Raw genomic sequence first — 9,091 nt, forward strand, 5'->3', positions numbered from 1 at the left:
CCGCCGCCGGGCGTCGAGGTCCCCGTCGGCGATCGCCAGTCGCGCGGCTGTCACCAGCGAGTCGGCCCGCGTCAACGCCGCCCCGGGACCGGCCAGCCGGCTCAGCCCCCGGGCCGCGGACGCCCGCGCCTCCGGGAGCAGCCGCAGCCGGCCGAGGAGGCCCGACACCTCCATGTCGAACTCGGCTTGATACTCCCCGAGATCATGGGCGCGGCCCAGCTCCTCCAGCCGGTCGAAAGCGGCCAGCGCCTCCGGCACGGCACCGCTCTCGGCCAGCGCCACACCGAGGTTGCACTCCAGCACGGCACGCAAGACGGTGTTGGCGGGACTTACGAGCGCCAGGCCCTCCCGGAGGAACCCGACCGCTTCGACGGGCTGACGCGTCATGAGCATGCTGCCGAGATTGTTCAAGGCGAGCAGCCGGGCATTGTCGGAGATGGTGTTGTGCGACAACGCTTCTCGGGTCATGGACTCGGCCAGTGCGAGGTCTCCGCTGTGGAACGCCGTGACCCCACCGGCGACGAGTTGCTCCGGATCGATGTCCACCAGTGACCGGGCCGTGGTCAGGTCGGCACTCGCCCCGGTCATATCCCCCTGCCCGAGGCGGATCATCGCCCGGGTCATCAGCGCCCGCGCCTCCTCCGGCGGTGACGCCGCGTGCCGGGCGTAGGTCAGCGCGGATTCGACCGCCTCGGCGGTCCGGGCCATCACGCGGTGGGCGATGGCCAAGGTGTTGGCGACGATCGCCGCGACATCCCACCGGGCCGCCGCGCTCGCCAGACCGAGCGTGGCCTGCAATTCGGCCGGATCGAGTTCCGGTTGCTCTCCGAAACGTTCCCTGAGACGGTGTGCATGTATCAACAGCCCGCCTGGCGACTCATCTCCTACGGTCATGCAACCCCTTCGGCCGCTTCGTCCCTAGCACTGGAGAACACGATGGCAGATTCCGGCACGTTCGTTCCCGATGGTTTCGCGACTGAGGACCCCCGCGACATCGGTTCCAGCTTCGACGAGTTGCGCGGCGCCGCGCTCCGCAACCCGAAGGCGACATCGGAACTGCTCGAGCGCTACCGCGCTTTCTCCCGAGACGAGTCCGACCCTGCCGCGCCGGGGGCGACCATCGAGGTGGTGGCCACCGTCGATCGCCTCGTCGTGGCCGGCCGGCTGCATGTCGTCACCGAGCACGAGGAGCGCCTGGACGCGGCGCTGCGGCAGCACAATGCGGGCCTTGAGGTGATCGAGCGCGACGAACGGATCGGGGTGACTCTCGCGCGCACCGACCTCGACCTGGACACGCTCGGCCGTCTGGTGCACGACCTGCGCACTACTCCCTCCGGGGAGGAGCCGGTCGGGGTCGGCTTCGACGATGTCACCTACGAGGCCGTCGTCATCGCCAAGCCGATCACGCCGCAGGGAGCCGGCGTCGACGTCATCCGCGTGAAGCATCAGTCCAGCCGTCCGCATGGCACCGGCCGTGGCGCAGGGGTCACGGTCGGTGTCATCGACGGGGGCTTCGCCGCCGACGATGCGCCGCCGCGGACCGACGGGTGGTTCGACAATGTCAAGCCGCCGGCTGACGGCTCCCCGAAGCTGAACCAGGCCGACCCGGCCCTGCTCGACCCCGGCGCCGGGCACGGCACCTTCGTCACCGGCATCATCGCGGCCCACGCGCCGGACGCGATGATCGTGCAATATCGCGCCACCGACTCGTGGGGCTTCGGCAGCGCGTGGCGTCTGAAGGACCAGATCCTCCAGGCCGTCGCGGACGGATGTCAGGTCATCAACATCTCGCTCGGTTTCGAGGACACCACCCTCATCGGCTCCCCGGGGATCTCCGCCGCCCTGCACACCGTCCCGGACGATGTTCTCGTCGTCGCGGCAGCGGGCAACTCCGGTAGCTCCACCCCGATGCTGCCCGCGTCACACAAGGCCACCGTCGGCGTCGGCGGACTCGATCTCGACCACGACCCGGTGGGCTGGTCCAACCGGGGTCCGTGGGTCGACTTCTCCGCGCTCGCCGTGCCGGTCCTCAGCACATTCGTCGTCGACCCGGCAGACCCGGGCGGTGATCCCAACCCCTTCGGCTACTGGGCCGGCACCTCCTTCGCCGCACCCAAGGTGAGCGGAGAACTCGCCGTCCTGCTCGGTGCGGGACGCACCCCCGCGACGGCCCTGACGGAACTGCGAGCACGCGGCATACGACGCGCTCCCAGCCCGGACTTCGGCACCCTGCTCGACCTGCCGGACCAGTTCCGCTGAGGACTTCTCGGCGGCTGCCGCCGCGCGCGTTCACCTGCTCTCCGCACGCAAGCGATGGGAAACCTCTAGCGGTGGACACCTTGCCGGGTCGACAATGCCGGGGTCGCCTACTTTTCAACAATCTGCACGCGTATCACCGGGCACCCCTGCGCCTCTGTCTTGACAAGCAGCCACAACGGCTGATCGTGACCGAACGCAGGAGAACCCATGGCTTCACGGCACACGCGCACAGGTCCGACCCCGAAGGGCAGATCACCATGACCACCGGCAATCGAGCGGCCTCGGGCCGGCCCGTCGAGGACGACGTCAGTGATCTGGTCATCGGCGCACGCGAGGGGGATCAGATTGCCTGGGGGCATCTGGTCGATCGCTACGCCCGACTGGTGTATGCCGTCGCCCTCCGCTGCCGGTTGACGCACGCCGACGCGGCCGACGTCTCCCAGACCGTATGGCTGCGGCTCGCCGAGAACCTGCACCGCATCAACGATCCGTCACGCGTTGGTGCCTGGCTCGTCACGACGACGAAGCGGGAGTGCCTGGCTTTGATCAAGGCACGGTCACGTTACGAGCCCATGGACGTCAGCACCATGACCTTGGTGGACCCCTCCGCCGGACCGGACGAGATCATCGCCCGGGCCGAATCCATCACCGAGGTCGCGGCGGCTTTCGCCCTCCTGACCGAGCGATGTCGTGAACTGCTGCGCCGCCTGGTCATCGAATCGGAGAGTTATCAGCAGATCGCCGCCGACCTGGAGATGCCGATCGGATCGATCGGGCCCACCCGGATCCGATGCCTGAGCCTCCTGCGTCGTCACCTCGAGGAGGCCCCGACTCATGAGAAACAACCCTATTGACTTTGCCTCGGATCTCACCCCGGCCGAGCAGGCCCTGATCGCTCATCTCGCCGCCCTCTGCCGGGCCGAGCAGCAAATGCCGCCCGACGTGGCGCTCGCGGCCACGGCCCTCCACGACTGGGTGGATGTCGACGGCCAACTGGCCGAACTCGCCGCCGACCCCGTGCTCGTCCGCAGCGACGATGCGGCATTTGTCTTCCACGCCAACGATATCCGGATCCGGATCGAGGTCGCACCGGCGGGATACCGGCGGCGCCGGGTCACTGTCCATACCCTCTGCGAGGCGGGCGCCCCGGCTCCCGAGGAGATGGCGGTCCAGTTCCCCGACGGGGCCACGCAGGCCATCCCCCTCGACCGGTTCGGCGACCACGTCGGCGACCTGCCGGCCGGCACGATGCGGCTGATGGCCGTCGGCGCATCCGGCGGGATCACCACGCCGTGGTTCACGATCTGACGGGTCTCCCATCCGTCATCCGGCGGGCGTGGGGCGTAGGCTCGATGCAGGTACTGGTCCACGCTCCCGGAAGAACATGCCCATGGTCACCGGCGACAACACCCTCCTGCCCGCCGATCGCGCGCTGCTGGCGCAACTGCGGGAGCTCACCGCTGCCGAGGCCGAGATGCCCGATGATGTGGCGCTCGCCGCCAAGGCGGCCCAGGGCTGGGGGAACATCGACGCCGAACTGGCGGCCCTCGTGCAGGAACCGGTGCTCACGCGCGGTGACGGGACGGCATACAGCTTCGCGGTCGCGGGGCGTGAGATCCGCGTCGAGGTCGAGCCGGTCGGCTATCGCCGGCGCCGGCTGAACGTTGTCCTGCGCGAGGCCGGGGCCGACCCGGCCGGCGTTGACGTGATGGTGCAGCGCGGCGACGGCGAGGAGCTTGCCGTGGCTACCGACCACTTCGGCGAGCGCTCCGTCGAGGTCGGGCTCGGCCCGGTCCGCGTGCTCGCCGGCTTCGCTGCCGGCCCTGTGACGACCGGCTGGTTCACGATCTGACCGCTGGCCCCGCTTACGTCAAACCCGGCCCCCGCTCGGGGCGAACCGGCCGGGGGGCTAGAAGTCGCCGGCGGTATGCCGGAGGTCGGCGAGGATGTCGACGAGGGCTTCGGCGCGGGCCGGGGGGAGGCCGGGGTCGGCGAAGACGCTCGCGTTCAGGGCCGCGGTGGCGCGCTCGGCCAGCGTGCGGCCGCGGGAAGTGAGGGTGACGACATACGCCCGGCGGTCGTCCGGGCGCACCGAGCGGTTGACCAGTCCGGCCTGCTCGAGCCGTTGGACGGCATTGGTGACGCTGCTCTGGTGCACCTGCAAGCGCTCGCCGATCAGGGACATCGGGAGCGACCCGCGCTGCGAGAACGTCAGGAGCATCAGCACCTCATACCGGGCGAAGGTGATGTCGAAGGGTTTGAGGGTGGTCTCGACCCGCTTCAGGGCGATGGCCTGGGCGCGCATGAGGGAGGTGACGGCCGTCATGCCCAACGCGGCGTCGGACCAGCCGTGGTCACTCCACAGCTGACGCGCCTGCGCGATCGGGTCCGGCATGAGCAAACCGTAGCGGCATTTGCATGGACGACCTCGTAATTACATGGATGTCCATGTATCGTGGTTCTCACACCATGTCGAGGGAGCCCCATGAGCGCGCCGAAGCCTGCCCTGCACGTCCCCAGCAACCCGGTCCGGTTCGTCACGGCTGCAAGCCTGTTCGACGGGCACGACGCGGCGATCAACATCATGCGGCGGCTGCTGCAGAGCCAGGGCGCGGAGGTCGTCCACCTCGGGCACGACCGGTCGGTCGCCGAGATCGTCACCGCCGCCATCCAGGAGGACGTCCAGGGCGTCGCCATCAGCTCCTATCAGGGGGGGCACGTCGAGTACTTCACCTATCTCGTCGAGGAGCTCAAGGCGCGTGGCGCCGGGCACGTCAAGGTGTATGGCGGTGGCGGCGGCGTCATCGTGCCGGAGGAGATCGCGCAGCTTGCCTCGGTCGGTGCGCACATCTTCTCCCCCCAGGACGGGCAGCGCCTCGGGTTGCCGGGGATGATCAACACGCTCATCGCCGAGGCCGACACCGACCTGGCCACCGGCGCCGAGCTCGAGGGCGTGCTCGCCGGTGAGGAGCGCGCTCTGGCGCGGGCCTTGACCGTGCTCGAGTCCGGCCGGGACGAGGCGTTCGCCACGTCCGTGCGCGATGCTGCTGCCTCGCGTCCTGTCCCCGTGCTCGGCATCACGGGTACCGGCGGCTCGGGTAAGTCTTCTCTCACCGACGAATTGGTTCGTCGCCTCCGGCGCGACGCCAGCGACAAGCTGCGGGTCGCGGTGCTCGCCGTCGACCCCACGCGAAGGCGCGGCGGCGGTGCGCTGCTGGGCGACCGCATACGCATGAACTCCATCGAGCCAGGCGTCGTCTTCTTCCGCAGCCTCGCCACTCGCGAGGCCGGCGCCGTCCTGCCCAGCGGCATCGACGCGATGATCGCGGCGGCCAAGGCGGCGGCATACGACCTCGTCATCGTCGAGACACCCGGCATCGGCCAGGGCGATGCGGCGATCACCGAACACGTCGACGTCTCGCTCTATGTCATGACGCCGGAGTTCGGCGCGGCCAGCCAGCTCGAGAAGATCGACATGCTCGACTACGCCGACATCGTGGCGATCAACAAGTTCGAGCGGCGCGGCGCCGAGGACGCCCGCCGCGATGTCGCCAAACAGATGGTCCGCAACCGCGAGGCCTTCGGCGTGCCGTGGGAGGACATGCCCGTCTTCGGCACCTCCGCCGCCCGCTTCGACGACGACGGCGTCACCGCGCTCTATCAGGCGCTCAAGGGGCTGTTGACCGACAAGGGCCTGAAACAGTTCGACGGCATCCTGCCCACGCCCACCACCAAGACCTCCACCGGTCTGGCCTCCGTGCTGCCCAAGGGGCGCGAACGTTATCTGGCCGAGATCGCCGGCACCGTCCGCGACTACCACGCGACGACCGCCGCCCAGTCGGCTGCCGCGCGAACCGTCCAGCAAGTCGCCGCGACGCGGGATCTGTTGGAGCACAGCGCCAAAGACACCGACGACGTCGTCGACCTGCTCGCCGAGGTCGAGAAGGATCTCACCGGTGAGTCGCGTGCCGCGCTCGCGCAGTGGCCGGCGACCGCCGCGTCATACGACGGCGACGAGCAGGTGTATGTGGTGCGGGACAAGGAGATTCGCACCCCGCTGACCCGTACCACCCTCAGCGGCACCCACGTGAAGCGGGTCGCGCTGCCGCGGTTCACGGACCACGGCGAGTTGCTCCGTTTCCTGCGCAGCGAGAACCTGCCGGGTTACTTCCCCTTCACCGCCGGCGTGTTCCCGTTCAAGCGGAAGGAGGAAAATCCAGCGAGAATGTTTGCGGGAGAAGGCGATCCGGCGCGCACCAACCGGCGCTTCAAGCTGCTCTCCGCCGGCCAACCCGCCACGCGCCTCTCGACCGCGTTCGACTCGGTCACCCTCTACGGTCGCGACCCCGACCCGCGCCCGGACGTCTACGGCAAGGTCGGCACCTCCGGTGTCTCCGTTGCGACGCTCGATGACATGAAGGTCCTTTATGGCGGCTTCGACCTCTGCTCGCCGACGACGAGCGTGTCGATGACGATCAACGGCCCGGCGCCGTCGATCCTCGCGATGTTCCTCAACACCGCCATCGACCAGCAGCTCGACGCCTTCCGCGAGGAGGAGGGCCGAGAGCCGGATGCCGCTGAGGCAGAGGAGATTCGGGCCCGGGCCCTGTCCACCGTCCGGGGCACCGTGCAAGCCGACATCCTCAAGGAGGACCAGGGCCAGAACACCTGCATCTTCTCCACCGAGTTCGCGCTGCGGGCGATGGCGGACATCCAGGAGTTCTTCATCGCCCACCAGGTCCGCAACTTCTATTCGGTCTCGATCAGCGGCTATCACATCGCCGAGGCCGGGGCCAACCCGATCAGCCAGCTCGCCTTCACCCTCGCCAACGGCTTCACCTACGTCGAGGCCTACCTCGCCCGCGGCATGAGCATCGACGATTTCGCGCCGAACCTGTCCTTCTTCTTCTCCAACGGCATGGACGCCGAATACTCCGTCATCGGCCGGGTCGCCCGGCGCATCTGGGCCGTGGCGATGAAGGTGAAGTACGGCGCGGGCGAGCGGGCGCAGAAGCTGAAGTACCACGTCCAGACATCCGGCCGGTCGCTGCACGCGCAGGAGATGGACTTCAACGACATCCGCACGACGCTCCAGGCCCTGTGCGCGCTCTACGACAACGCGAACTCGCTGCATACCAACGCTTTTGACGAAGCCATCACGACACCGACGGCGCACAGCGTTCGGAGAGCACTCGCCATACAGCTGATCATCGACCAGGAGTGGGGCCTGTCGATCAACGAGAACCCGCTCCAGGGCTCGTTCATCATCGACGAACTCACCGACCTCGTCGAGGAGGCCGTCCTGACCGAGTTCGAGCGGATCGCCGACCGTGGCGGCGTGCTCGGGGCGATGGAGACCGGCTATCAGCGCGGCAAGATCCAGGACGAGTCGATGCTCTACGAGCACAAGAAGCACGACGGCTCGCTGCCCATCGTCGGCGTCAACACCTTCCTCTCCGACGACCACAGCCACGACACCCAAAGCGTCGAGCTGGCCCGCGGCACCGAAGCCGAGAAGCAGTCACAGCTGGATCGCCTGCAGGACTTCCATCAGCGGCACGCGGGCGAGGTCGAGCCGGCCCTCGAGCGCCTGAAGGAGGTCGCCACCTCCGGCGGCAACCTCTTCGCCGAACTGATGGAGACCGTCAAGGTAGCCTCCCTCGGCCAGATCTCCGACGCCTTCTTCGAGGTCGGCGGCCAGTACCGCCGCAACGTCTAGCCAAGTCGAAAGCGCACGACACGCCGTAATGAGTCGCGTTTTACGGCGCGTCGTGCACTCTCGACGGGGGTAGGGGCGCGAAAAGCGGCCCGACTCCCCCCAGAGTCGGGCCGCTTCGGGTGTGCTGGTATGCCGCGGGGTGGCTACCAGCGCGGGGCGTCCTGCGGGGCCTGCTGGCCGGAGCCGGGCTGGCCGTAGGGCGCCTGGGTCGGCTGACCGGCGTAGGGCTGGCCGTAAGGAGCCTGCCCCGGGTAGTTCGGGCCGTAGGCGCTCGACCCGTGGTAGCCCCCTGCGCTGCCACGGCCCGAACCGCCACGGGCCTTCAACATCACCGCAGCCACGATGCCGCCGACGATGAGCATCGGGACGAGGAAGCGGACCCGGATGCCCAGGTCGCCGAGCACCACGAGCGCGGTGACGGCGGACAGGGCGATGGCCTTGCCCTCGCCGCCGCGGACGGCGCGGTCGAGGACGCCGCGTCCGGAAGCGTCGGGAAGCAGGATCCAGGCGAGCAGGTAGATCGCGAGCATCGGCCCGAAGAAGGCCAGGACGACGGCGGCGATCCGCACGATCTTGGGAGCGACGCCCAGCCGATGGGCGATCGCGCTGCACACGCCGGCCACCATCTTGTCGGGGCTGCGGCGGAGCGAGGAGTTGTTGGTCGCCTCGAAGAAGCGGTCGAGGCCGGTCCGCGAGCTGGTTGTCGTTGTCATGACTCAACTCTCTCGCCGCGGTATGCCGCCCACCACGCGGTTCGCCCCTGACCCGACCCCCGAGCCCCCCTGATCCGGTCAGGGTCCCCCGCCCACGCCCAGGTCTAGTCCCGCGCGAGGAGGGAGCGGAGCTGCCAGGGCCGCAACAGTCGGGCTCGGCGGGGTGCCTTGCGCGACAACGCCTTCCGGGCCTTTGCGATCGCGTCCCAATAGCTGTCGATCTCCGTCGCCGCCGGCTCGCCCGCGCCGAACACCGCGCGGTCCGCCCGCGTGGCCAGCTCCCGGTGCCCGATGACGCCGGACTGTTCCACGCGGGTATGCCGTGCGTCGACGGTGACGCCCAGGTCCCGGGCGTGGTCGGTCAGGTCCCGCCACCCCGCCGCGAGACGGCGGCTGGCGT

At 69.1% G+C, this 9,091-nt stretch carries 8 protein-coding genes and 1 pseudogene; 5 read left to right on the forward strand and 4 right to left on the reverse strand.

Annotation, left to right across the window (positions count from 1 at the left end; translation table 11 throughout):
* A partial coding sequence (locus tag BN11_RS23890; protein ID WP_235435485.1) for a tetratricopeptide repeat protein occupies positions 1–894 on the reverse strand: 894 nt, incomplete at its 3' end.
* A 42-nt stretch (positions 895–936) separates the two neighbouring features.
* Here BN11_RS23890 and BN11_RS14180 point away from each other — a divergent pair.
* The 4 genes from BN11_RS14180 to BN11_RS14195 all read left to right on the forward strand — a co-directional run bounded on the left by BN11_RS14180 (position 937) and on the right by BN11_RS14195 (position 4,111).
* Positions 937–2,259, forward strand: coding sequence for a S8 family peptidase (locus tag BN11_RS14180; protein WP_048698660.1), 1,323 nt, complete (start codon positions 937–939; stop codon positions 2,257–2,259).
* 257 nt (positions 2,260–2,516) lie between these two features.
* Positions 2,517–3,113, forward strand: coding sequence for an RNA polymerase sigma factor (locus BN11_RS14185; protein ID WP_048698661.1), 597 nt, complete (start codon positions 2,517–2,519; stop codon positions 3,111–3,113).
* Entirely contained in the window at positions 3,094–3,567 is a 474-nt protein-coding gene (locus BN11_RS14190) for a hypothetical protein (protein WP_157044173.1), read from the forward strand. The genes BN11_RS14185 and BN11_RS14190 overlap by 20 nt, the downstream gene beginning before the upstream one ends.
* An 82-nt stretch (positions 3,568–3,649) precedes the next feature.
* Entirely contained in the window at positions 3,650–4,111 is a 462-nt protein-coding gene (locus tag BN11_RS14195) for a hypothetical protein (protein ID WP_157044174.1), read from the forward strand.
* A 57-nt stretch (positions 4,112–4,168) separates the two neighbouring features.
* Here BN11_RS14195 and BN11_RS14200 read toward each other — a convergent pair whose 3' ends face one another.
* Entirely contained in the window at positions 4,169–4,654 is a 486-nt protein-coding gene (locus BN11_RS14200) for a MarR family winged helix-turn-helix transcriptional regulator (RefSeq protein WP_048698669.1), read from the reverse strand.
* Between the two features lie 90 nt (positions 4,655–4,744).
* On the opposite strand from BN11_RS14200, the gene icmF reads away from it, so the two are divergent.
* Positions 4,745–7,978, forward strand: coding sequence for a fused isobutyryl-CoA mutase/GTPase IcmF (icmF, locus tag BN11_RS14205; RefSeq protein ID WP_048698672.1), 3,234 nt, complete (start codon positions 4,745–4,747; stop codon positions 7,976–7,978).
* A gap of 143 nt (positions 7,979–8,121) precedes the next feature.
* Here the strand turns inward: icmF and BN11_RS14210 are convergent, their stop codons facing one another.
* The gene (locus BN11_RS14210; protein ID WP_048698673.1) at positions 8,122–8,691 is read right to left on the reverse strand and encodes a PspC domain-containing protein; all 570 of its coding nucleotides are present in this window, start codon (positions 8,689–8,691) and stop codon (positions 8,122–8,124) included.
* A gap of 104 nt (positions 8,692–8,795) precedes the next feature.
* Positions 8,796–9,091: pseudogene (locus tag BN11_RS14215) on the reverse strand (hypothetical protein); the annotation flags it as partial.

The sequence above is a fragment of the Nostocoides australiense Ben110 genome, assembly GCF_001050535.1.
GTDB lineage: Bacteria > Actinomycetota > Actinomycetes > Actinomycetales > Dermatophilaceae > Nostocoides_A > Nostocoides_A australiense.

Bases quoted from the DNA above. Each gene is read 5' to 3' on its own strand.
- BN11_RS14180 (WP_048698660.1), top strand. From the start codon at position 937: ATGGCAGATTCCGGCACGTTCGTTCCCGATGGTTTCGCGACTGAGGAC.
- BN11_RS14185 (WP_048698661.1), top strand. From the start codon at position 2,517: ATGACCACCGGCAATCGAGCGGCCTCGGGCCGGCCCGTCGAGGACGAC.
- BN11_RS14190 (WP_157044173.1), top strand. From the start codon at position 3,094: ATGAGAAACAACCCTATTGACTTTGCCTCGGATCTCACCCCGGCCGAG.
- BN11_RS14195 (WP_157044174.1), top strand. From the start codon at position 3,650: ATGGTCACCGGCGACAACACCCTCCTGCCCGCCGATCGCGCGCTGCTG.
- BN11_RS14200 (WP_048698669.1), bottom strand. From the start codon at position 4,654: ATGCCGGACCCGATCGCGCAGGCGCGTCAGCTGTGGAGTGACCACGGC.
- icmF (WP_048698672.1), top strand. From the start codon at position 4,745: ATGAGCGCGCCGAAGCCTGCCCTGCACGTCCCCAGCAACCCGGTCCGG.
- BN11_RS14210 (WP_048698673.1), bottom strand. From the start codon at position 8,691: ATGACAACGACAACCAGCTCGCGGACCGGCCTCGACCGCTTCTTCGAG.